Origin of the sequence: Bradyrhizobium ottawaense (assembly GCF_002278135.3) — a bacterium.
Classification (GTDB): domain Bacteria; phylum Pseudomonadota; class Alphaproteobacteria; order Rhizobiales; family Xanthobacteraceae; genus Bradyrhizobium; species Bradyrhizobium ottawaense.
The window spans coordinates 2,165,412-2,188,358 of the sequence record NZ_CP029425.2 but is presented as its reverse complement, the minus strand read 5'-3'; the positions used below and the strand labels follow the sequence as shown (position 1 = coordinate 2,188,358).

Annotated in this window: 13 protein-coding genes; 7 read left to right on the top strand and 6 right to left on the bottom strand. The window is 65.0% G+C overall.

Going from position 1 to position 22,947, the window contains the following annotated elements; translation table 11 throughout:
• The first annotated feature begins 10 nt into the window (after positions 1-10).
• Genes treS through treY form a run of 5 tightly spaced genes read left to right on the top strand, consistent with a single transcriptional unit; the run spans position 11 to position 12,062 of the window.
• Complete coding sequence (treS, locus tag CIT37_RS10430; protein ID WP_095425996.1) at positions 11-3,304, top strand: maltose alpha-D-glucosyltransferase; 3,294 nt, start codon at positions 11-13, stop codon at positions 3,302-3,304.
• Positions 3,297-5,444 carry a 1,4-alpha-glucan branching protein GlgB gene (glgB, locus tag CIT37_RS10425; protein WP_161966366.1) on the top strand — a complete coding sequence of 716 codons (2,148 nt, stop codon included), beginning with the start codon at positions 3,297-3,299 and terminating at the stop codon, positions 5,442-5,444. The genes treS and glgB overlap by 8 nt, the downstream gene beginning before the upstream one ends.
• Before the next feature lie 3 nt (positions 5,445-5,447).
• Complete coding sequence (gene glgX, locus CIT37_RS10420) at positions 5,448-7,526, top strand: glycogen debranching protein GlgX (protein ID WP_095425994.1); 2,079 nt, start codon at positions 5,448-5,450, stop codon at positions 7,524-7,526.
• Positions 7,523-9,274 carry a malto-oligosyltrehalose trehalohydrolase gene (treZ, locus tag CIT37_RS10415; RefSeq protein WP_095425993.1) on the top strand — a complete coding sequence of 584 codons (1,752 nt, stop codon included), beginning with the start codon at positions 7,523-7,525 and terminating at the stop codon, positions 9,272-9,274. Before glgX ends, treZ begins: the two co-directional genes overlap by 4 nt.
• A gap of 1 nt (position 9,275) precedes the next feature.
• Positions 9,276-12,062: a malto-oligosyltrehalose synthase gene (treY, locus tag CIT37_RS10410; RefSeq protein ID WP_095425992.1), complete on the top strand. Its 2,787-nt coding sequence runs from the start codon at positions 9,276-9,278 to the stop codon at positions 12,060-12,062.
• A gap of 2 nt (positions 12,063-12,064) precedes the next feature.
• Here the strand turns inward: treY and CIT37_RS10405 are convergent, their stop codons facing one another.
• Complete coding sequence (locus CIT37_RS10405) at positions 12,065-12,382, bottom strand: polyhydroxyalkanoic acid system family protein (protein WP_028145680.1); 318 nt, start codon at positions 12,380-12,382, stop codon at positions 12,065-12,067.
• A 180-nt stretch (positions 12,383-12,562) separates the two neighbouring features.
• Between CIT37_RS10405 and CIT37_RS10400 the strand changes: the two genes are divergently transcribed.
• Positions 12,563-12,727, top strand: coding sequence for a DUF3309 family protein (locus CIT37_RS10400; protein ID WP_018318514.1), 165 nt, complete (start codon positions 12,563-12,565; stop codon positions 12,725-12,727).
• A 150-nt stretch (positions 12,728-12,877) separates the two neighbouring features.
• Here the strand turns inward: CIT37_RS10400 and ligD are convergent, their stop codons facing one another.
• The gene (ligD, locus tag CIT37_RS10395) at positions 12,878-15,565 is read right to left on the bottom strand and encodes a DNA ligase D (protein WP_095425991.1); all 2,688 of its coding nucleotides are present in this window, start codon (positions 15,563-15,565) and stop codon (positions 12,878-12,880) included.
• A 118-nt stretch (positions 15,566-15,683) separates the two neighbouring features.
• Here ligD and ku point away from each other — a divergent pair, with 118 nt between their 5' ends.
• On the top strand, positions 15,684-16,568 hold the full coding sequence (gene ku, locus CIT37_RS10390) for a non-homologous end joining protein Ku (RefSeq protein WP_038951112.1): 885 nt from the start codon (positions 15,684-15,686) through the stop codon (positions 16,566-16,568).
• 135 nt (positions 16,569-16,703) lie between these two features.
• On the opposite strand, the gene CIT37_RS10385 is transcribed toward ku, so the two are convergent.
• From CIT37_RS10385 to kdpB, 4 genes are read right to left on the bottom strand one after another with little or no spacing between them, the layout of a single operon-like run.
• Entirely contained in the window at positions 16,704-17,393 is a 690-nt protein-coding gene (locus CIT37_RS10385) for a response regulator (RefSeq protein WP_028145683.1), read from the bottom strand.
• The gene (locus tag CIT37_RS10380) at positions 17,390-20,113 is read right to left on the bottom strand and encodes a DUF4118 domain-containing protein (protein ID WP_038951113.1); all 2,724 of its coding nucleotides are present in this window, start codon (positions 20,111-20,113) and stop codon (positions 17,390-17,392) included. The genes CIT37_RS10385 and CIT37_RS10380 overlap by 4 nt, the downstream gene beginning before the upstream one ends.
• Positions 20,114-20,153: 40 nt before the next feature.
• The gene (locus CIT37_RS10375) at positions 20,154-20,759 is read right to left on the bottom strand and encodes a K(+)-transporting ATPase subunit C (protein ID WP_038951114.1); all 606 of its coding nucleotides are present in this window, start codon (positions 20,757-20,759) and stop codon (positions 20,154-20,156) included.
• Positions 20,760-20,815: 56 nt separating this feature from the next.
• The gene (gene kdpB / locus CIT37_RS10370; protein WP_038951115.1) at positions 20,816-22,930 is read right to left on the bottom strand and encodes a potassium-transporting ATPase subunit KdpB; all 2,115 of its coding nucleotides are present in this window, start codon (positions 22,928-22,930) and stop codon (positions 20,816-20,818) included.
• Between the last annotated feature and the right edge of the window lie 17 nt (positions 22,931-22,947).

The window sequence follows — 22,947 nt, the reverse complement described above, 5'->3', positions numbered from 1 at the left end:
GGGCCACGCCATGAATGTTCTGTCTTCCGTCGACACCAAGAAGCTTGAGGCTGCTGAGATCGTGGATGAGCTCTGGTACAAGGACGCCATTATCTATCAGCTCCACGTCAAGGCCTTCGCCGACAGCAACAATGACGGGATCGGCGATTTCGCCGGGCTGACCGAGAAGCTGCCCTATCTCCAGGAGCTCGGCGTCACCGCGCTGTGGCTTTTGCCGTTCTACCCTTCGCCCGGCCGCGACGACGGCTACGACATCGCCGACTACGGCTCGGTCAATCCCGATTTCGGGACGATGAAGGACTTCAAGCGCTTCATCCAGGAAGCGCAGAAGCGCGGCCTGCGCGTCATCACCGAACTCGTCGTCAACCACACCTCGGACCAGCACAAATGGTTCAAGCGCGCGCGCCGCAGCCATCCCGGCTCCAGCGCCCGCAACTGGTATGTCTGGAGCGATACCGACCAGAAATACCAGGGCACGCGCATCATCTTCACCGACACCGAAAAGTCGAACTGGACCTGGGATCACGAGGCCGGCGCGTTCTACTGGCACCGCTTCTTCTCGCACCAGCCCGATCTCAATTTCGACAATCCGCGCGTGGTCAGCGCGCTCATCCAGGTGATGAAGCGCTGGCTGGACGCCGGCGTCGACGGCTTCCGGCTCGACGCCATTCCCTATCTGTGCGAACGCGACGGCACCAACAACGAAAACCTCCCCGAGACGCATGCGATCATCAAGCGCCTGCGCCACGAGCTGGATTCCTACTCCAAGGGCAAGCTGCTGCTCGCCGAGGCCAATCAATGGCCGGAGGACGTGCAGGAATATTTCGGCCGCGGCGACGAGTGCCACATGGCCTACCACTTCCCGCTGATGCCGCGCATCTACATGGCGATCGCGCAGGAGGACCGCTTTCCGATCACCGACATTCTGCGCCAGACGCCGGACATTCCGGCAAGCTGCCAATGGGCGCTGTTCCTGCGCAACCATGACGAGCTGACGCTGGAGATGGTCACCGACGTCGAGCGCGATTATCTCTGGACCACCTACGCCAACGATCCCCGTGCCCGCATCAATGTCGGCATCCGCAGGCGCCTTGCGCCGCTGATGGACAATGACCGGCGCAAGATCGAGCTGATGAACTCGCTGCTGCTGTCCTTCCCCGGCACGCCGATCATCTATTACGGCGACGAGATCGGGATGGGCGACAACATCTATCTCGGCGACCGCAACGGCGTCCGCACGCCGATGCAGTGGAGCCCTGACCGCAACGGCGGCTTCTCACGCTGCGACCCGGCCCGCCTCTACGCGCCGCTGATCATGGATCCCGTCTACGGCTACGAATCGGTGAATGTGGAGGCGCAGTCGCGCAGCCTGTCGTCGTTGCTCAGCGCCACCAAGCGGCTGATCTCGGTGCGCAAGTCGACGCTCGCTTTCGGCCGCGGCACCATGACCTTCATCCGCCCGGCCAATCGCGCCGTGCTCGCCTATGTCCGCCAATACCGCGACGAGGTGATCCTCTGCGTCGCCAATTTGTCGCGCGCAGCGCAAGCGACCGAGCTCGACCTGTCGCCGTGGAAGGACCGCATCCCGCAGGAGATGCTGGGACGGACGCGCTTCCCCGCGATCGGCGAACTGCCCTACATGATCACGCTGGGGCCCTACGGCTTCTACTGGTTCCAGCTCCAGGAGCGCGACAAGTCCGAGCCGGTGACGCCGCGCGCGGTGCCGGAGTTCGAGACGCTGGTGGTGCCGGTGAACTCGAACTGGGTGTCGCTCGCCCGCGAGCGCGGCGTGTTCGAGCGCGACGTGCTGCCGGGATTCTTGTCGCGGACGCGGTGGTATCCCGAGCACAATCCCAAGCACATCAAGACCGCGCTGACCTCGGCGGTGCCGTTCTGCGACATCGGCGACAACAGGCCCTGGATCGCGTTCTTTGAGAGGCCGGACCAGGACGCTGCGCCGCGTTACGTGCTTCCGATGCAGATCGAGTGGGTGCGCTTCGACCGCGAGCGGTTCAACCCGAAGGCGCTCGCCGCCGTGCGCCAGGGCGCGCGCGAGGGCACGCTGCTCGACGTGGCGACCGATCAGATCTTCATCGGCCTGTTCCTGCGCAACCTGTCGCAGAACCTGGTGGTGGAAGAGAACAATCTGCGGCTGGAGTTCAAGGCGACCAGCCGCTTCGCCGATTACACCATCAAGGAGCCCGAACGCATCCGCGCGATCGAGCAATCGAACAGCACCGCGCTGGTCGACAACCAGTACGTCGCCAAGCTCTATCGCCAGCTCGAAAGCGGCATCAACCCCGAGATCGAGATCGGCCATTATCTCACCGAGGTCGCGCGCTTTGCCAATACGCCGGCGTTGCTCGGCAGCGTCGAGCTGGTCGAAGGCGATCAGCGCAGCACGCTCGGCGTGCTCCATGCCTATGTCGAGAACCAGGGTGACGGCTGGACCGTGACCACGGGTTATCTCGATCGCTATATCGACGAGCAACGCGTGTTGTCGGCAGGCGAAGCGCCGCGCGAGACCCAGGAGCAAGCGCCTTATCTGCACTTCATCGCGCAGATCGGCCGGCGGCTCGGCGAGTTGCATGTTGCCCTGGCGGCGGCAAAGCCGGACGATCTCGCCCCGGAGCCGATCGGCTCTGCGTACGTCAAACGCCTCGTGTCCGACCTCAAGGCGCGGGCCGAGCGGATTTTCGAACGGCTGGCCGACAGCCGCGACGGCATGCGGGAGGCGGACCGGCCGCTGATCGACCAGCTCGCCGCCGTGCGCGCGTCCCTGCCCGCCACCCTGAATGCGCTATTGCCTTCCGGGATCGGCGGGCTGAACATCCGTCATCATGGCGACTTCCGCCTCGGGCAGACTCTGATCGTGAAGGACGATATCTTCATCATCGACTTTGACGGCAATCCCCGTGTGCCGCTGGCCGACAAGCGGCGCAAGCTGCCTGCCGCGCGCGACGTCGCCGGCCTGATCCGCTCGATCGATCTTTCGGTTAACGCGGCGCTGAGCCGCGCACTCACGGGTGCCTCCGACGAGCAGGGCCGGATCACCGCAGCGCTTGACGAATGGCGCGAGCGAACCGCCGCAACCTTCCTGTCCGCCTATCGCGAGGCCGTGACCGATCGACGGCTGTGGCCGGAGGATCGGCAATCCGCAGAAGGCCTGTTAAGGTTTTTCCTGCTTGATCACGCCTTCGATGAAGTAGAGTACGAGCTGTCCAACCGGCCTGAGGGGCTCCATGCGCCGCTGACCGGACTGCTTCGCATTCTGTCCAGTGCCGGGAGCGAAGCCCATGCCTAAACTGCCTGCCGAGGCCTATGCGATCATCGAGGGCCGCCACTCCGACCCCTTCCACTATCTCGGGCTGCATCCCGAGGGCGGTAAAAGCGTGGTGCGCGCCTTTCTCCCCGAGGCCTCAAATGTCGAGGCAGTCGGCGAGCGTGGCGAAGTCGCTCCGCTCGACCGCGTGCACGATTCCGGCCTGTTCATCGGGGCCCTGCCCAATGGCTCGAAGCACTATCAGCTGCGCGCAAAATTCGGCGGCAACGTCGTCGAGTTCGAGGACGCCTACCGCTTTCCGCCGATCCTGACCGATTTCGACCTCTATTTGCTGGGCGAAGGCACCGATCAGCGCCTTTACGACAAGCTCGGGGCGCATCCGATGCGGCTCGAGGGCATCGACGGCATCGGCTTCGTGGTGCTGGCGCCGAACGCACGCCGCGTTTCCGTGGTCGGCGATTTCAATTTCTGGGACGGACGTCGCCATCCGATGCGGGTGCGCGGCGCCGGGTATTGGGAATTGTTCATTCCGCATGCCAAAGCCGGCGATCACTACAAGTTCGAGATCATCGGGCCGCACGGCCATCTGCTTCCGCTGAAATCAGACCCGATGGCCTTTGCCAGCGAAGTCCGGCCGAAGACGGCCTCCATCGTGTTCGACGAGGCGGATCTGGCGCGTCCGCGCCCGGCGCCTGACGGCATCAACGCGCTGTCGGCGCCGATGTCGATCTACGAGGTCCATCTCGGCTCGTGGCGTCGCAAGAACGGCGATGAATGGCTGACCTATCGCGAGCTGGCCGAACAGTTGCCGGCCTATGCCCGCGACATGGGCTTCACCCATCTCGAATTCCTGCCCGTGAGCGAGCATCCCTTCGATGGCTCCTGGGGCTATCAGCCGACCGGCCTCTATGCGCCGACCAGCCGCTTCGGCACGCCGGAGCATTTTGCCGCCCTCGTCGATGCCTGCCACCGCGAAGGCGTCGGCGTGCTGCTCGATTGGGTGCCCGGTCACTTCCCCGACGATCCCCACGGGCTCGGCAGCTTCGACGGCACCGCGCTCTACGAGCACGCCAACCCGCTCCAGGGCCGCCATCTCGACTGGGGCACCTTGATCTATAATTACGGCCGCACCGAAGTGACGAACTTCCTGGTGTCGAACGCGCTGTTCTGGATGGAGCGTTATGCCATTGACGGCTTACGCGTCGATGCCGTCGCGTCCATGCTCTATCTCGACTACAGCCGGCCGCCCGGCGCCTGGATCCCGAACCAATATGGCGGCCGCGAAAACATCGAGGCGATCAACTTCCTGCGCCGCTTCAACACGGAAGTATTCGCGCGCTTCCCGCAGGCGACCACGGCGGCCGAGGAATCCACGGCCTGGCCGCAGGTCTCACGCCCGGTCGAATTCGGCGGGCTCGGCTTCGGCTACAAGTGGAACATGGGCTGGATGCACGACACGCTGAACTACATCAGCAAGGATCCGATCCATCGCAAGCACCATCACGGCGACATCCTGTTCGGCCTGCACTACGCCTTCTCGGAAAACTTCATCCTGCCGCTCTCGCATGACGAGGTCGTGCACGGCAAGCGCTCGATCCTCGGCCGCATGCCCGGCGACGAGTGGCAGCGCTTTGCGAATTTGCGCGCCTATTACAGTTTCATGTTCGGCCATCCCGGCAAGAAGCTGTTGTTCATGGGCGCGGAAATCGCCCAGAGCCGCGAATGGAATCACGACCAGTCGCTCGACTGGCACCTGCTCGAATACAAGTATCATTCCGGCATCCAGTCACTGATCCGCGACCTCAACCGGCTCTACCGCGCGGTGCCGGCGCTGCACCAGATGGACTGCGACCAGGCCGGCTTCGAATGGCTGATCACGGATGATGCCAACCGCAACGTGTTCGCCTGGCTGCGCAAGGGATTCGACGAGCAGGCGCGGTGTCTCGTCATCATCAACTTCTCTCCCAATGTCTATCGCAACTATCGCGTTCGCGTGCCCTTTGCCGGCAAATGGAAGGAAGTGTTCAATTCGGACTCCGCCCATTATGGCGGCAGCAATGTCGGGAACATCGGCGAGGTTCATGCCGTTGAAGGCAAGGCGCCCGAGCTCCGCCTCACCATTCCGCCGCTCGCCGCGATCTTCCTCGTTCCGGAAAGCTGACACATGCGCCTGACTGCTGGATCGCCTGCACGCCTCGGCGCAAGCTGGGACGGACGCGGCACCAATTTCGCGCTGTTCTCCGCGAACGCACAGAAGGTGGAACTCTGCCTGTTCGACGCGCAAGGCCGCCGCGAGCTCGAACGCATCGAGCTGCCTGAAAGAACCGAGGATGTCTGGCACGGCTATCTCAACGACGTCTCGCCCGGCCAGCTCTACGGCTATCGCGTGCACGGCCCCTACGAGCCTGAGCACGGCCACCGCTTCAACGCGAACAAGCTGCTGCTCGATCCCTATGCCAAGCGGCTCGCGGGACGCCTGGTCTGGAGCGATGCGCATTTTGCCTACCGCACCGGAAGCGCGCGCGAGGATCTCTCCTTCGACCGGCGCGACAATGCCCGCGGCATGCCCAAGGCCGTCGTGGTCGACGAGACCTTCAACTGGGGCCGCCGCGAGATCCGTCCCAACATCCCATGGGAAGACACCGTCATCTACGAGGCTCACGTCAAGGGTTTGACCCAGAAGCGCGACGACGTGCCACCGAACCTGCGGGGCACCTATGGCGGGCTGTCTTCGCCGGCGATGATCGAGCACCTGAAGAAGCTCGGCGTCACCACGGTCGAGCTGCTGCCGGTGCACAGCTTCGTCGACGACCGCATCCTGGTGGAGAAGAAGCTCGCCAATTACTGGGGCTACAACTCGCTCTCGTTCTTCGCGCCGGAGCTGCGCTACGCCCAGGACAACGCGCTCGACTCCTTCCGCACCACGGTGGCGCGCCTGCACGATGCCGGCATCGAGGTGATGCTCGACGTCGTCTACAACCACACCGCCGAAGGCAACCATCTTGGTCCGACGCTGTGCTACCGCGGCATCGACAACGCCTCCTATTACTGGCTCAACCGCGAGAACCCGCGCTATTACGACGACTTCACCGGTTGCGGCTCGTCGGTCAATCTCACCCATCCGCGCGTGCTGCAGATGGTGATGGATTCCTTGCGCTACTGGGTCGAGGTCTGCCACGTCGACGGCTTCCGCTTCGACCTCGCCACCACGCTCGCGCGCGGACCGAACGGTTATGATCGCGGCATCTCGTTCTTGACCGCGATCCGGCAGGATCCGGTGCTCGCGACGGTCAAGCTCGTCGCCGAACCCTGGGACCTTGGCCTCGGCGGTTACCAGGTCGGCGCATTCCCCTCGCAATGGTCGGAATGGAATGATCGCTATCGCAGCGCCATGCGCCGCTACTGGAGCGGCGAAGGCAGCCTAATCGGCGACATCTCCAGTCGGATGACGGCATCCTCCGACCTGTTCAACCATGACGGACGGCGGCCGCGCGCCAGCATCAATCACATCACCGTCCACGACGGCTTCACGCTCGCCGACCTCTTCAGCTACAACGAGAAGCACAACGAGGCCAACGGCGAGGACAACCGCGACGGCTCCAACGACAACCACAGCAACAATTGCGGTGTCGAGGGTCCGACCGACGATCCTGATATCATCGCCCTGCGCCGCCAGCTTCGCAAGAACGTGCTGGCCTGTCTGATGCTGGCGCAGGGTGTTCCGCTGATCCTCGCCGGCGACGAGGTCGGCAACTCGCAATCCGGCAACAACAACGCCTATTGCCAGGACAACGAGATCGGCTGGGTCGGCTGGGACAATCTCGGCAAAGAGGGCGACGACATGGTCGATTTCGTCGGCCATCTCGCCGACATCCGCCGCCGGTTCTCGCAACTTCGCAGCCATCGCTGGCTCGACGGCCGCCCCGCAGACGGCGTGTCGTACGGCACATTGTGGCTGACACCTGCGGGTGACGAGATGACGGAGAACGACTGGAAATTCCCGGAGGGAAGATTCCTCTCCTATGTGATGGGCCCGATGGAACCGGGTGGGGCCGCGATCTTTATCGTACTGAACGCCGCCCCCGAAGAGATCGCATTCAAATTGCCCAAAATGCCCGAATACAAGAGCTGGCAACAGATCTTGAACACGACCGATGCCAAGCTGAATACGGTCGAGTTCCCGCCCGGGAGCGATAGCAAGGCGCCGCCGCGCTCCGTGCTCGCCTTCGCGGGGGCGCTATGAGGCCATCCTTCGGGGCGAGGCCGACAAAGGACGGCGTGTCGTTCCGCCTGTGGGCGCCTGGCGCTCGCCGTGTCGACCTCCTGCTCGACCGAAGACACGCGATGCAGCGCCGGCAGGATGGCTGGTACGTGGCGGATATTTCCGGCCTCACCGCCGGCAGTCCCTACAAGTTCAGGATCGACGACGAGATCGAGGTACCCGATCCCGCCTCGGCCTTTCAGCCCGAGGATGTGTTCGGCCCGAGCGAGGTGATCGATCACGACGCCTTTTCGTGGCGTGCGCGCGATTGGCGCGGCCGGCCCTGGGAAGAGACGGTGCTGATCGAGACTCATGTCGGCACCTTCACCTCCCAAGGCACTTACCGCGCCATGATCGACAAGCTCGATCATCTTGTCGCAACGGGCATCACCGCGCTGGAATTGATGCCGCTGGCCGATTTCGCCGGGCGCCGCGGCTGGGGCTATGACGGCGTGCTGTGGTACGCGCCCGACAGCGCCTATGGCCGGCCCGAAGACCTGAAGACGCTGATCGACGAAGCGCATCTGCGCGGGCTGATGGTATTCCTCGACGTCGTCTACAATCATTTCGGGCCCGAGGGGAATTATCTCGGCCGCTATGCGCCGACCTTCTTCACCGATGCTCACACGCCCTGGGGCAGTGCGATCGACTATCGCGTGCCGCAGGTGCGCGCATTCGCGGTCGAGAACGCGCTGTCCTGGCTCAGCGACTACCGTTTCGACGGCCTGAGGCTGGATGCCGCCAATCACATCATGGCAATCCCCGGCGAGCAGTCGATGCTGCAGGACCTCAGCGTCGCCGCCGGCGAGCTTGCCAAGGCCACGGGGCGGCGCATCCACCTCGTGCTGGAGAACGGCGACAATCGCGCCAGCCTGCTCGACGCGGCGCAGGAGCCGCCGAACGGCAAATATCGGGGACAGTGGAACGACGATTATCACCACGTCTGGCACGTGATGCTGACCGGCGAGCTCGCCGGATACTACGCGGATTATCAAACGCCACGGCTCGATCTCGCCCGCGCGCTGGCCTCCGGCTTCGTCTACCAGGGCGAGGTTTCGGAGTTCTGGGGCAAGAAGCCGCGCGGCGAGCCGAGCGGCAAGCTGCCGCCGGCGACCTTCGTCAATTTCCTGCAAAACCACGACCAGATCGGCAATCGTCCGCTCGGCGACCGGCTCGAGAGCCTGGCATCATCGCAGCAGATCGAAGCGGCGCTTGCAGTGACACTGCTCGCGCCGATGGTGCCGATGCTGTTTCAGGGCGAGGAATGGGGCTCCACGGCGCCTTTTCCGTTCTTCTGCGATTTCCACGGCGAACTCGCCGATGCCGTCCGCAAGGGGCGTAAGCAGGAATATGCCTGGGCTTACGAGAAGTACGGCGACGAGGTGCCCAACCCGCTCGATCCGGCAACGCTGCAATCGGCCGTGCTCGACTGGACCGGCCGCACGCCGCAGCAGGACGCGCGGCTCGCGCTGGTCCGGGAGCTGCTTGCGCTTCGCCGCAAGGAGATCATGCCGCGGCTGAGGGGCGCGAGTTTCGGCGAAGCCGAGGCGGCCGATAGCGGCCTGCTCACCGCGCATTGGCGCATGGGCGACGGCACGGTGCTGCGCCTGATCGCCAACCTGTCGGACCACGAGATCGTCTCCAATGTCAGCGCGGGTACGCCGATCTGGGGCGGCGAGACCGGCGACCGGCTTCCGCCCTGGTCGGTGGTCTGGCGCCTCGGAGGTTAGGATGCCTCCCGCCATTCCGCTCGCGACCTATCGGCTTCAGCTCACCGCGAATTTCGACTTCGACAAGGCGGCCGCGGTGGTCCCCTATCTGAAGGCGCTGGGGATCACGCATCTCTATGCCTCGCCGGTGATGAAGGCGCGCAAGGGCTCGACCCATGGCTACGACACCGTCGATCACAGCCAGTTCAATCCGGAGCTTGGCGGCGAGGCCGGCTTCGCCCGGCTGAGCGAGGCGCTGACCAAGCACGACCTCGGCCTCATCATCGACTTCGTACCCAACCATGTCGGCGTGCATTTTGCCGACAATCCCTGGTGGCTCGACGTGCTGGAATGGGGCCAGGCCTCGCCCCACGCGGTCTCCTTCGACATCGACTGGGATCAGCTCGCCTATCGCGCCCGCGGCGGTGTGCTGCTGCCCATCCTCGGCGCGTCCTATGGCGAGGCGCTCGAGCGCGGCGACATCGAGCTACGCTACGATCCGGACCAGGGAAGCTTCTCTGCCTGGTATTTCGAGCATCGCCTGCCCGTCGCGCCGGAGCGCTATGGCGAGATGCTGCGCATGATCGTGAAGGAAGCGGATGCCGCCGAGACGGAGGCCGGCGAACTTCTGCTGTCGCTTGCGGCGCGCTATACGGGATTGCGTCGTCCCAATCGCAAGGAGGCACCGGCGTTCAAGACCGAGCTCAGGGAGATCCCTGGTGCTGCCGAGGTGATCGCACGCGGCCTTGCCGCCTATCGTGCCGCCAAGGATCGTCCCGCGCAGACGCTGGCGCTGCACCATCTGCTGGAGCGCCAGCACTACAAGCTCGGGCACTGGCGGCTTGCCTCCAGCGATATTAACTATCGCCGCTTCTTCGACGTCAACGGGCTCGCAGGTCTGCGCGTCGAGGACGCGAGCACCTTCGCCGCCACGCACCGGCTGGTGAAGCAGCTCATCGCCAGCGGCAAGCTGCAGGGCATCCGGCTCGATCACATCGACGGCCTGCGCGACCCCGCGCAATATTGCCAGCGGCTGCGCCGGCTGGTGCGCGACGCGCAAGGAAATACAAAGCCGTTCTACACCGTGATCGAGAAGATCCTGTGCGAGCACGAACGCCTGCCGCACCTCGCCGGCGTTCAGGGCACCACCGGCTATGAATGGATGAACGTCATCACCCATGCGCTGGTCGAGGCCGGGGGCCTGGGGGCGCTGGACGAGACCTGGCGGCAGGTCAGCAACCGGCCGCCGCGGCTTGCGCCTTACGTCAAGGACGCCAAGCGGCGCGTGCTGGAGACGCTGCTCACCAGCGAATTCACCGTGCTGACCCGCCTGCTCGCGCGCATCGCCAACGGGCATTACTCGACGCGCGATTTCTCCGCCGACAGTTTGCGGCAGGCGCTGGAGCTCTATGTGCTGCATTTCCCGGTGTACCGCACCTATCTGACCAACAGCGGCCCGACCGCGCCCGACCGCAAGCTGATCGATGACACCATCGCGCGCGCCCGCGCGGAATGGTTCGCCGCGGACGAAGGCATCTTCGACTTCCTGCGCGACGCGCTGACCATGGACCTGCTCAAGCCCGGCCGCCCCCCGCACAGCGCCCCGCGCGTGCGTCGTTTCGCGCTGAAGGTGCAGCAATTCACCGGGCCGATGATGGCGAAGTCGCTGGAGGACACCGCGTTCTATCAATTCCACCGGCTGCTCGCGCTGAACGAGGTCGGCGGCGATCCCGCCAGCACCGGGCTCACGATTTCCACCTTCCACGAGACCATGCAGGCCCGCGCCAAGGAATGGCCATTGGGAATGACGGCGACCGCCACCCACGACACCAAGCGCGGCGAGGACGCCCGCGCGCGCATCGCGGCGATCAGCGAGATTCCCGGCGAATGGACCAGCGCGGTGGCGCGATGGAAGGTGCTGAACGCGCCACACCTCACGCTCCATGGCAATTACCGCGCGCCGTCGGCGACGTTCGAATACATGCTCTACCAGACCCTGCTCGGAGCCTGGCCGCTGCAGGGACCGGTCGATGCCGGCTTCGTCGAGCGCATCCAGGCCTATGCGCTGAAGGCCGCGCGCGAGGGCAAGGAAGAGACGAGCTGGCTCAACCCGCATGAAGCCTATGAGAACGGCGCCAAGAGCTTCATCGACAAGATTCTCGATCCCGCACTATCCGGTGAATTCCTGGATTCACTGCAAACGCTGGCCCGGCGCCTGGCGCTGCTCGGCGCCTTGAATTCTCTGAGCCAGCTCACCCTCAAGGCCACCTTGCCCGGCGTGCCCGACTTCTACCAGGGCACCGAGTTCTGGGACCTGTCACTGGTCGACCCCGACAACCGTCGCCCGGTCGATTTTGGCGCGCGGCACGCGGCGCTGAGTTCACTGGACGATCCGGATTGGCGTGGCCTGACCAAGAGCTGGCCCGACGGCCTGATCAAGCTGGCCTGGACACGGCGTCTTCTCAAGCTGCGCAATGAACTCGCCGACGTCTTCGCTCAAGGCGACTATCAGCCGCTGGCGGTGCGCGGCGCCCATGCCGACCATGTCATTGCCTACGCCCGGCGCCATGGCCGCGCTGCGGCGATCGTCGTGGTCGGGCGCCAGTTCGCGCCGTTTACCCAAGCGGGCCGGGAATGGCCCGCGGTGGAGGGAATTGACGCGACCGTCGATATCACGGGCTATGCCGCGACAGGCCATGAGGGCCACGAACTGCCGGTCACGCAGGCTTTCCGTGATTTTCCCGCCGCTGTCATCGAGGCCCGCACGGCAAGCGCCATCAGGCCCGCGCGCCCGCGCGTGCGCGCCTGAAGCTACTTTCCGTCGTCCTTGGTCAGCAGCAACTGCCCGCGCTTCCTGATCGTGGCCTGCGCCATCTCGGCAAAGCGCTGCAACAGCCAGGGCAGCACCACCTGGACCTTGACATGGTCTTCGGCGACGTCGACCTGACCCGTCGCGATCTGCCCGAGCGCGCGAATGCGAAAGGCCATGCTGTCGCCGGTCCAGCGTTCCTCCTCGACCTGCATCACCGGAATGCTGGCTGCCGCCCGGCCGAGCCCGGTCTTGAGCCGGCGGACCGCCTCCTCGCGGCCGAGATGATGCGGAATTGAAACGACAAGCGGTGCTGACATGGCCCTGCCCCGTGATGATCGATCCTCACATAGTCATGCCGGACGACGCGGCAAAGGTTCCATGCAACTTGGACCTGTGGCCCTGTTTCAAAAACGGAACCTAAAACCCTGCGGCAAGTTGCCCTCGCACGAGGGGACAGGTGCAAACGACCCTTGCAACAAAGGGCTGAGGAGATTCGCATGTCAATCGGTACGATCATTCTGATCATTCTGGTCATCGCCCTGCTTGGCGGCTTCAGCGGCATCGGCGGCGGCCCGTTCTACGGCACCGGCTATTACGGCGGCGGCGGCCTCGGACTGGTCATCGTCATTCTGCTGATCCTGCTGCTGATGGGACGGATCTAGCGACCCAGCGAGGATTTCGTAGGGTGGGCAAAGGCGCTCTTGCGCCGTGCCCACCTTCCCTCGCCGCAACAAGAAGGTGGTGGGCACGCTTCGCTTTGCCCACGCTACGAGTGTCGCGGCTGGAGCAGGGGCTGCGCCGTCTAATCCACCCTACTTCATCTTCTCCGCAAGCTTCTTGATCGTCGCCTTGATCGACGCGGCCGCATCGTCATAGCCCTCCCACGCCTTCGACCGCGGCAGCAGGCCCGGCACGGTCCGCAGCGTATAGCGCTTCGGATCGAGATCGCTCTTGACCTGCGCCCACGTGACGGGCATCGAAACCGTGGCTCCGGCCCGCGCACGCGGCGACAGCGGGGCCACCGCCGTCGACATCCGGTCGTTACGGAGATAGTCGAGGAAGATCTTCCCCTTGCGTAGCTTCTTCGACATGTTGAGCAGATAGCGCTCTGGATCGTCGTCGGCCATCCACTGGCAGACGCCCTGCGCGAAGGCCTTGGCTTCCTTCCAGCTCACCTTGTCGCGCGCGCCGTGGAGCAGCGGCACCACCACGTGCAGGCCCTTGCCGCCCGTGGTCTTGCAGAAGCTCTCCATGCCGAGGTCCGTGAGCCGCTGACGCATGTCCTTGGCGGCCTCGACGACATCGGCGAACTCCACATCCGGCGCCGGATCGAGATCGAACACCAGCCGGCCCGGCGTATCGTAGGCATCAGGCGCGCAGTTCCAGGGATGCAGCTCGACGCCGCCGATCTGCGCGACGGCGGCCAGCCCTTCGACGCGATCGATCTGCAAATACGGCTTGCGATCGCCCGAGACCTTGGCCAGCTCGAGCAAATTCGAGGTGCCCTGCATGGCATGACGCTGGAAGAACGTCTCGCCGCCGATGCCGTCGGGCGCACGCACGATCGAGCACGGGCGCCCTTTCAGATGTTCGATCATCCAGGTCCCGACCGCCTCGAAATAGCGCGCGAGATCCAGCTTCGTCACGCCCTCGCCGTCACCGCCGTCGGGCCACAGCTCCTTGTCCGGCTTGGAGATGACGACGCCCATCACCTCGGCGGTGCCGGTGTCCTTCGATCGCTTGGCTGTCTTCGCCGCGCGCTTGCGGGGCGTGGGCTCGGCGAGCTCGGTGTCGACAGGCGTCTCCGCCTCGACTTCCTCGGCGGGCTTGTCCTGCCGCAGGCCCTTGAACGCGGCCTGGCGGATATTGCCGTCGGCGGTGAAGCCGGCGAACTCGATCTCGGCGACGAGTTCCGGCTTCAGCCAGTGCACCTCGCGGCTCTTCTTCGGCGCGTTCTTGCCGCCGAAGGGGCTCTCCTTGGCCTCCATGGCCTTCAGGGACGGCATGATGCGCTTGACCTTGTCCGCGCCGAAGCCGGTGCCGACCATGCCGACGAAAACAAGATGATCGCCGCGATGCACGCCGGCCATCAGCGAACGGAATTTGCCGTTGGTGGTCTTGTAGCCGCCGATCACGACCTCATGGCCAGCACGGCACTTTGCCTTGGTCCAACTCTCGGTGCGGCCGGAGCGATAGGGCGCCTCCAGCTTCTTTGACACCACGCCCTCCAGCTCGAGCTTGCAGGCCGATTGCAGCACCGCATCGCCGCCGCTCTCGAAATGCTCGACATAGCGGATCTGAGCCGATTTCCGCCTGCGCGCTCCCAGCAGCTGCTTCAGCCGCGCCTTGCGCTCGCCGAGCGGCAGACGCCGAAAATCGAGATCCTCCGCGAACAGGAGGTCAAAGGCAAAGAAGATCAGCTCTTCAGTCTTGCCGTCCGACAGCGCGGCCTGGAGCGAGGAGAAATTCGGCGCACCGTCGTGATCGAGCGCCACGATCTCCCCGTCGATCATCACGTCCGGCAGCGCAGCCGCCTCGTTCGCGATCGAGGCGAACTTGTCGGTCCAGTCGAGGCCCTTGCGCGTCTTCAGCGTCGCCTTGCCGTCCTCGACCCGGAGCTGCACGCGGTAGCCGTCGAATTTGATCTCGTGGCACCAGCCCTCGCCGCCCGGCGGCCGCTCGACCGAGGTGCAGAGCTGCGGCGGCACGAAGTCCGGCATCTCGGTGACCTTCTTGCCACTGGTGGCAGTTGTGGCCTTCTTCTTCGCCGCCCCGCTCTTAGAGATCTTGCCGCCCTTCAACGCCGTACGTGGCGCCGGCTTGACCGTTTGCCCTTTCGCTTCCTCGGCCCGGTTGGATTGCCAGACCGCGTCGGCCTTGGTCTTGGCACCCTTGGCCAGCATGAACGGCTTTGGCGCGCGCCCCTTGCCCTCGGCGATCTGCTCCATCGCACGGCCGGAGGCGACCGATTTGTCCTCGTCGAGAATGTCGTTCTTGGCCCCTTCGCGGACGAATTCGTCGCGGTGCTTGATCAAGAGCCAGTTGGTGCGCTTGCCGCCGGTACGGTCGTTGCGCATGCGGACCAGGACCCAGCTTCCCTGCAGCTTGTCCCCATGCAGTGTGAACTTCAGATCGCCCTTCTTGAAGCCGCGTTCGGGATCTTCCGACTCCCAGGTGCCGCGATCCCACAGCATCACCGTGCCGCCGCCGTATTGCCCTTCCGGAATCGTGCCTTCGAAATCGCCATAGTCGAGCGGATGGTCCTCGACCTCGACCGCCAGCCGCTTGTCGTGCGGATCGAGCGAGGGACCCTTGGTCACCGCCCAGGACTTGAACACGCCGTCGAATTCGAGCCTGAGATCATAATGCAGCCGGCTCGCATCGTGCTTCTGGATCACGAAGCGCCGCTGCTTCGACGGCGTCACCGCCGTCTTGCCCGACGGCTCCGGTGTCTTCTCGAAATCACGCTTCTGTCGGTAAGTGGAGAGTTTTTGCAGCACGACCGGTCCCGCTTCTCTTTCGGGGATTCAAGCCTATCACGGCCAAAGTCCCATCCGGAACCAAAACCCCGCGGGGCGGTTGGGGTTCCAAAACGCCTTGAAAACGCTGGAGAATGGAATGGCCCCGCGCGCCTATTGGAAGGGAACGTTGAAGCTCTCGCTGGTCAGCTGCCCGGTCGTGCTTTATCCGGCGACCACGGCGGCCGAGAAGACGCGGTTTCATCTGATCAACCGCGAGACCGGCAACCGGCTCAAGCAGCAGATGATCGATGCCGAGACCGGCGATGTCGTCGAGAGCGACCAGAAGGGCCGCGGCTATGAGCTGCGCAAGGGCAAATACGTCGAGATCGAGCCGGAAGAGCTCGAGGCGGTCCAGATCGAGAGCAACCACACCATCGACATCGAGAGCTTCGTGCCGAGCGAGGAGATCGACCAGCGTTACCTCAACCATCCCTATTACCTTGCACCCGACGGCAAGGCCGCGGTCGATGCCTTTGCGGTGATCCGCGACGCCATGAAGGACCAGGAGCGCGTGGCGCTCGCCAAGATCGTGCTCACCAACCGCGAGCACATCATGGCGATCGAGCCGCTCGGCAAGGGCCTGCTCGGCACCACGCTGCGCTTTCCTTACGAACTGCGCGACGAGGACCAGTTCTTCGAAGACATCAAGAGCCCGAAGATCACCAAGGACATGGTCGAGCTCGCGGGCCACATTCTCCAGACCAAGGCCGCCCATTTCGACCCCGGCAAGTTCAAGGACGAGTACGAGAACGCGCTGAAGGCGCTGGTGAAACGCAAGGCCAGCGGCAAGAAGATCGAGCTGCCGGAGCCCGAGGAGCGCCCCAGCAACGTCGTCAGCCTGATGGATGCGCTGAAGCAGAGCCTGAAAGGACGTGGCGGCAAGAAGACGGCCGCGAAGTCGCATGCGCGGCGGGCAACTGGACGGCAGCGGGCCGCGAAGAAGACGCATCGGTCCACGGCGCGACATCGGAAGGCGGGTTGAGGGGATCGCTCGCCCGACACTCGATATCGTAGGGTGGGCAAAGCGGAGCGTGCCCACCACCTTTATCAAAATCGCGAGAATGGTGGGCACGGCGCTTTGCCCCTTGCCCACCCTACGGGCTGTCGAAGTCGGAGCCTAATCCCCCGCCTTCAACCGGTACCCGATCCCCGTCTCGGTCAGCACAAATTGCGGCCGCTCCGGGTCGGCTTCGATCTTCTGGCGGAGCTGGCGGACATAGACGCGTAAGTATTGCGCGTCGGTCAATTCGTCCCAGAGCTCCCTCAGCAGGAAGCGGTGGGTGAGCACCTTGCCGGCGTGCTGCACCAGCACGCGCAGGAGGTCGTATTCCTTCGGCGACAGCTTCACCTCGCGCTCGCCGACCTTGACGATGCGGCGCACGAGATCGACCGAGAGATCACCGCTGCGAAACACCGGGCGTTCGCCCTGGACCTGGAGCTGGTGCCGCAGCGCCGCGCGCAGGCGGGCCAGCAGCTCGTCCATGCCGAACGGCTTGGTCAGATAATCGTCGGCGCCGAGATCGAGCGCCTGTACCTTGCCGGCTTCGTCGCCACGGCTCGACAACACCACGATCGGCACGCCTTCGTTGCGTGCGCGGATGGTGCGCAGCAGCTCGTGTCCCTGCACGTCGGGCAGACCGAGATCGAGGATGATCAGCGCCGGCTCCTCGACGAGCTTCTCCAGTGCGATCTTGCCGTTCGACGCTTCCAGGATCTCATAGCCTTGCGTCGTCAGCCCCATCCGCAGCAATTTGCGGATCGGCGGCTCGTCGTCGATGACCAGGACCTTGATCGGGGCAGCGCTCATGCGGCGGTATCCAATGCGCGGCTCTCTGCCGGAACGGGAAGACGGATGGTGAGGACAGCGCCACTGCGGTCGCTGCGGTTGGCGGCCGAGATCGTGCCCCGCATCGCCTCGACGAAGCCGCGCGAGATGGCGAGCCCGAGCCCCGTGCCGGGACGGACGTGATCGCCTTTCTGAACGCGGTAGAACTTGTCGAACACGCTCTCGAGCTCATCAGGCGGGATGCCGGCCCCCTCGTCCGCGATCTCGAGCACGACATGATCGCTGTCACGCCGGCTGCGGATCGAGATTGTGGTCTCGGGTGGCGAATATCTCGCAGCGTTGTCGAGCAGGTTGAACAGCACCTGCTCGAACAGCACCGCATCGAGCTGCAGCATCGGCAGATCGGCGGCCAGCACCAGCTCGACCTCGTGTGCGGTGAGAATCTTGGCTGCACGCCGCAGCGCGCTGCCCACGATCTCACCGAGATCGTGCAGCGCCGCGTTGGGCACGACGGCACCCGACTCGAGCTTGGTCATGTCGAGCAGATTGGCGATGAAGCGGTTCAGCCGCTCGGATTCGTCGATCACGGTCGCGAGCAGGTCGCGCTTCTCGGTGTCGGAAAGCGCGCCGGCGAGATCGCGCATGGTGGAGGCCGCCCCCAGCACCGAGGCGAGCGGCGTCTTTAAATCGTGCGAGATCGAGGTCAGGAGCGCCGAGCGCAGCCGCTCGGATTCGACGGTGCGCTTGACGCGGTCCATGTCCTCGACCAGCAGCACGCGCTCGATCGCGAGCGCGCCCTGGTCGACCAGCGCATCGAGCAGGCGGCGCTGGTCCGGCGTCAGCAGCGGACCGGTGCGGTCGTCGTCAATGCCGATCACCCCGATCGGGCCGCGCCCGGTGCGCATCGGCAGGAACAGCCGTTTTGCACCCGGCAGCGTGTCCGAGCCGCGGCCGGCGGGGCGGTCGTTGCTCCAGGCCCAGTTGGCGGCGGCGAGATCAGCCTGATCGAGCTCGTCCTCGGGCGGATAGCCGGATTTCACCGTGAGCAGACCTGCTTCCGGCAGCAGCAAAACCACCCGGACTTTCAGCATCAACGCGATCTGGTAGGCCGTCGCCCACAGCACGTCGTCGAGCGTTGCGGTGCCGGCGAGCTTGCGGCTGAAGGCGTAGAGCTGCTCGCTCATCCTGATCCGGCCGATGGCGGCATCGGCCTGGGTGCGCACGCGCGCCGCAACGTTGGAGACGAGTATGGCCACGACCATGAACAGCACGAAGGCGGCGACGTTGGTCGGGTCGGTGATCGTGAAGGTGTGGATCGGCGGCAGGAAGAAGAAATTGTAACAGAGCGAGGCCGCGACAGTCGCCAGCAGCGACGGCCATAGTCCGTAGCGGACCGCGACCGCCACCACCGCCGTCAGCAGCACGAGGTCGACGTTCTCGATGCCGAACCGCGGCTGAATCAGCTCGGCGGCGCCAAGGCCGATCAGCACGATGCCGAGCGCCTTCAGATAAGGCAACGGATTGAACGGCTCGGACCGCACGGCGGTCTGCACCGCCGTCTTGGGCGCCCCCTCGCCCGGCAGCTCGTCGCCGGCGATGACATGAACCGTGATGTTGCCCGCGCGGCGAACCAGATCATGGACGACCGAGCCGCGTGTCATCTCGAACCAGCGCGAGCGGGTCGACTTGCCGATCACGATCTGGGTGACGTTGTTGCCTTGCGCGAAATTGACGACGTCGTCGGCGATGCGGCGACCGACCGCCGGAATGGTCAACGCCTCGCCGCCGAGCGATTCCGCGAGCCGCAGCGTATCGGCCAGCCGGTCGCGCTGCTCATCGGACAATTGCAGCGATCGCCGCGTCTCGATCGAAACCGCGGTGAAAGGGGCATGCAGCCGGTCCGCCAGGCGCTTGGTGTAGCGGACGAGACCGGCGGCGCGCGGATCCTCGCTGACGCAGACGAGAATGCGCTCGCCGACGGCCCAGGGCCCGGGAATCGCATTGGCCTGCATGTGATTGAGGAGCTGCTCGTCGACCCGCTCCGCCGTGCGGCGCAAAGCGAGCTCGCGCAACGCCGTCAGGTTCCCCGGCGAGAAATAGTGCTCCAGCGCACGCTCGGCCTGCTTGGGCACATAGACCTTGCCCTCCTTCAGGCGCTGGATCAAATCGTCGGGCGTGAGGTCGATCAGCTCGATCGCGTCGGCGCGATCGAACACCGAGTCCGGCACGGTCTCGCGTACCCTGACATGGGTGATCTGGGCGACGACGTCGTTCAGGCTCTCGATGTGCTGGATGTTGACGGCGGTGTAGACGTCGATGCCGTGGGACAGCAATTCCTCGACGTCGAGATAGCGCTTGGGATGGCGGCAAAGGGGCGCATTGGTGTGGGCGAGCTCGTCGACCAACGCGATCTGCGGCCGGCGCGCGATCACCGCATCGAGATCCATCTCCTCGACGATCTGCCCGCGATAGTCGAGCCGCTTGCGCGGGACCACTTCGAGCCCGCGCACCAGCGCCTCGGTCTCGGCACGGCCGTGGGTCTCGACGAAGCCGACCACGACGTCGATGCCGGCCTTGCGCTTGGCGTGGGCGCTTTGCAGCATCTCGTAGGTTTTGCCGACGCCGGGGGCGGCGCCGACGAAAACCTTCAGCTTGCCGCTCGCGCTCCCTTCCCGCCGCGCCGCTTCCAGCAGCGCCTCGGGCGACGGACGTTGTTCGGGATCGCGGCGCTCTCGGACCATTTTGCCAATATAATCATCTGCGTGACGCGAGCCTAGACCGCTACCTGGCGGCGGCGCGATCCAGCGAGAGATTCAGTGCCAGAACGTTAACCCTGGGTTCGCCAATCAGACCGAACAAGCGGCCTTCGGTATTGGCGGTCACGATCTGCTTGACCTGATCCTCCGGCATATTCCGCGCCCTGGCCACGCGCGGCACCTGGAATTGCGCCGCTTCCGGCGAGATATCAGGATCGAGGCCGCTGGCGGAGGTTGTCACCAGGTCGACCGGCACGGCAGCGTTCGGATTCTCAGCCTTGAGCTTGTCTACATCTTCCCTGAGCCGGTCGGCCAGCGCCTTGCTGGTCGGGCCGAGGTTGGAGCCACCGGAATTGGCGGCGTTGTACGGCGCCGGCACCGTCTTGGTCGGATCGTTCGGGTCGGGCGCCACCGTCGCCGAGAGACGGCCGTGGAAGTATCTGTTGTCCCTGAACTCCTGCCCGATCAGGGCGGAGCCGATCACCTTGCCGTCCTTCTCGATCAGGCTGCCTTGAGCCTGCGCCGGGAAGAGCGCGCCGGCGATGGCCGTCATCGCCAGCGGATAGGCAAGGCCGGTGATGGCGGTGAGCACCAGCAAGAGGACGATGGCGGGGCGGATTTCTCTGAGCATGTTGGTCTCCTAAGTCTTCGTCATGGCGCGCGGCGCCTTGCACCGCGCGGGGACGGTCAAGCCAGGTGTAAAGCAACGACGACGAGGTCGATCGCCTTGATACCGATGAAGGGAATGACGATGCCGCCGAGGCCGTAGATCAAGAGGTTGCGCCGGAGCAGCGCGCCGGCACCGACGGCGCGATAGGCGACGCCCTTCAGCGCGAGCGGGATCAGCGCAATGATGATCAACGCGTTGAAGATGATCGCCGACAGGATGGCGCTCTGCGGGCTCGACAGATTCATGACGTTGAGGACGTTGAGCTGGGGGTAGAACGCCAGGAACATCGCCGGAATGATCGCAAAGTATTTTGCGACGTCGTTGGCGATCGAGAACGTCGTCAGCGCGCCGCGCGTCATCAGGAGCTGCTTGCCGATCTCGACGACCTCGATCAGCTTGGTCGGGTTGGAGTCGAGGTCGACCATGTTGCCGGCCTCGCGGGCAGCTTGCGTACCCGTGTTCATGGCGACACCGACGTCGGCCTGCGCAAGCGCCGGGGCGTCGTTGGTGCCGTCGCCGCACATCGCAACCAGCTTGCCCTTGGCCTGCTCGTTGCGGATCAGCTTGAGCTTGTCCTCGGGGGTTGCCTGCGCCAGGAAGTCGTCGACCCCTGCCTCCGCTGCGATGGCAGCCGCCGTCATCGGGTTGTCGCCGGTGATCATGATGGTGCGAATGCCCATGCGGCGCAGCTCGGCAAAACGCTCGCGGATACCGCCTTTGACGATGTCCTTGAGCTGGATGATTCCGAGCAGCTTGCCGTCCCTCGCGACCGCCAGCGGCGTGCCGCCGGCCTTGGCGATCTCATCCGCGATGGTCTGTATCTCGCGGCCGATCTCAGAGAGCCCGCTGGGCTGAATGGCGCGCGCCGCGTTGCCAGAAGCAACCGCCAGCTGCGCGCCGCCGCCGACATAGCTGAGCATCGCATCGACCGCGCCCTTGCGCACCGACGAGCCGCCGGCATCGACGCCGCTCATGCGGGTCTGCGCCGTGAACGGAATGAAGGTGGCGCCGAGCTCCGCCATGTCGCGGCCGCGGATGCCGTATTTCTCCTTCGCCAGCACCACGATGGAGCGGCCTTCCGGCGTCTCGTCGGCGAGGGAAGCGAGCTGGGCTGCGTCGGCGAGCTCCTGCTCGGTCACGCCGCGCACCGGGCGAAACGCCGTCGCCTGCCGGTTGCCGAGCGTGATGGTGCCGGTCTTGTCCAGCAGCAGCGTGTCGACATCGCCGGCGGCCTCGACGGCGCGACCGGACATCGCCAGCACGTTGAAGCGCACCAGGCGGTCCATGCCGGCGATCCCGATCGCCGACAACAGTGCGCCGATCGTGGTCGGGATCAGCGTCACGAACAGCGCGACCAGCACGATCACCGAGATCGAGCCGCCGGCATAGGCCGCATAGCTCGGAATGGTCACGGTTGCGAACACGAAGATGATGGTGAGACCGGCGAGCAGGATATTGAGCGCGATCTCGTTCGGCGTCTTCTGCCGCTCGGCGCCTTCGACCAGCTTGATCATGCGGTCGATGAAGGTCGAGCCTTGCGCCGCCGTGATGCGGACACGGATCCAGTCGGACAGCACCTGCGTGCCGCCGGTCACCGCGGAACGGTCGCCGCCGGATTCGCGGATGACGGGCGCGGACTCGCCGGTGATGGCGGCCTCGTTCACGGACGCGACGCCCTCGATCACCTCGCCGTCGGAGGGAATGGTGTCGCCGGCCTCGACCAGCACGATGTCGCCGACCTTGAGGCTGGTCCCCGGCACGAGATTGAAGTCCTGGCCGGCGCCGGTCAGCAGCTTGGCCTGGCTCTCGGTGCGGGTCTTGCGCAACGATTCAGCCTGCGCCTTGCCGCGGCCTTCGGCCACCGCTTCGGCGAAATTGGCGAACAGCACCGTGAACCAGAGCCAGACGATGATCTGGAAGGTGAAGCCGAGGCCAGCGCCGCCCGCGACGACGTCGCGCAGGAAGATCACCGTCGTCAGCGCGGCCACGACCTCGACCACGAACATCACGGGGTTCTTGACCATCAGCCGCGGATCGAGCTTGGTGAAGGAGGCGCGGATCGCCGGCAGCACGATCTTCGGATCGAGCATTGCCGAGACGGCAGCACGCTTTTGCAGTTTCATCGTATCCATGGAGGTCACTCCAGACA

Excerpts from the sequence above, each read along its gene's own strand:
- treS (WP_095425996.1), top strand. The coding sequence starts at position 11 with ATGAATGTTCTGTCTTCCGTCGACACCAAGAAGCTTGAGGCTGCTGAG.
- glgB (WP_161966366.1), top strand. The coding sequence starts at position 3,297 with ATGCCTAAACTGCCTGCCGAGGCCTATGCGATCATCGAGGGCCGCCAC.
- glgX (WP_095425994.1), top strand. The coding sequence starts at position 5,448 with ATGCGCCTGACTGCTGGATCGCCTGCACGCCTCGGCGCAAGCTGGGAC.
- treZ (WP_095425993.1), top strand. The coding sequence starts at position 7,523 with ATGAGGCCATCCTTCGGGGCGAGGCCGACAAAGGACGGCGTGTCGTTC.
- treY (WP_095425992.1), top strand. The coding sequence starts at position 9,276 with ATGCCTCCCGCCATTCCGCTCGCGACCTATCGGCTTCAGCTCACCGCG.
- CIT37_RS10405 (WP_028145680.1), bottom strand. The coding sequence starts at position 12,382 with ATGTCAGCACCGCTTGTCGTTTCAATTCCGCATCATCTCGGCCGCGAG.
- CIT37_RS10400 (WP_018318514.1), top strand. The coding sequence starts at position 12,563 with ATGTCAATCGGTACGATCATTCTGATCATTCTGGTCATCGCCCTGCTT.
- ku (WP_038951112.1), top strand. The coding sequence starts at position 15,684 with ATGGCCCCGCGCGCCTATTGGAAGGGAACGTTGAAGCTCTCGCTGGTC.
- CIT37_RS10385 (WP_028145683.1), bottom strand. The coding sequence starts at position 17,393 with ATGAGCGCTGCCCCGATCAAGGTCCTGGTCATCGACGACGAGCCGCCG.
- CIT37_RS10380 (WP_038951113.1), bottom strand. The coding sequence starts at position 20,113 with ATGGTCCGAGAGCGCCGCGATCCCGAACAACGTCCGTCGCCCGAGGCG.
- CIT37_RS10375 (WP_038951114.1), bottom strand. The coding sequence starts at position 20,759 with ATGCTCAGAGAAATCCGCCCCGCCATCGTCCTCTTGCTGGTGCTCACC.
- kdpB (WP_038951115.1), bottom strand. The coding sequence starts at position 22,930 with ATGGATACGATGAAACTGCAAAAGCGTGCTGCCGTCTCGGCAATGCTC.